This window comes from Streptomyces azureus (genome assembly GCF_001270025.1).
GTDB classification, from domain to species: domain Bacteria; phylum Actinomycetota; class Actinomycetes; order Streptomycetales; family Streptomycetaceae; genus Streptomyces; species Streptomyces azureus.
Window position 1 is genome coordinate 1 of the sequence record NZ_DF968505.1, and the last position, 708, is coordinate 708.

Genomic DNA, 708 nt, shown 5'->3' on the forward strand with positions numbered 1-708 from the left:
GGCTTCCCACCTGGTGTTGGAGCCGGCCGCGTCGGCCGGGAGGCGGTCCCGTGCGGCGGTGTCGCCGTACATGGTCCAGCGGGCCCAGTCGACGACGGTCCTCGGGAAGCGCTGGTCGCTCCAGAAGCTGGTGTGGCTGCCGCCGACGAAGGTGAGGAACGCCTTGGGCCAGGTCATCTCCGTGTACGCCTGCCGGGCCGAGGAGTACTGCGTGGTCGAGTCCCGGTCGCCGTGGACGAACAGGACCTTGGCGGAGACCGAACTGGACGGGTTGCCCATGTCCACGCAGGACTGGGGGTTGGCGGAGATGATCCGGCGGTCGGGCCAGGAGGTCAGCAGGCCATGGGTGATCATGCCGCCCAGGGAGTGGCCCGAGACGCCGACGCCGATCCCGGTGTTGATGTGCCCGGCCAGCGGACCGCTCGCGTTGAGCGCGAGGGTGTTGGTGAGGATCTGCGAGACGTCCTTGGAGGAGTTGCCGTTGTTGACGTCATTGAAGTTGTGGTTGAAGTGCGGGGCGGGGACGACGAAGCCCGCCGAGGCCAGGGCCCGGATGATGAACAGGGAGTTCTGCGGGCTGCTTCCGTAGCCGTGGGTGAAGTTGTAGACGGGGAAGACACCGCCCGCGACCGGGGCGTTCGTCACCGGGTTGCCGCCGGGGGTGCCGGTGGCCGGGTAGTAGACGTAGGTGGTGCACCGGCGGCTGCC

Annotated in this window: 1 protein-coding gene; it reads right to left on the bottom strand. The window is 68.8% G+C overall.

Translation table 11 applies throughout. From position 1 onward, the window contains the following. Window positions 1–708: alpha/beta hydrolase family protein (locus AOQ53_RS37575; protein ID WP_408055228.1), on the bottom strand; the 708-nt coding region annotated here is incomplete at both ends.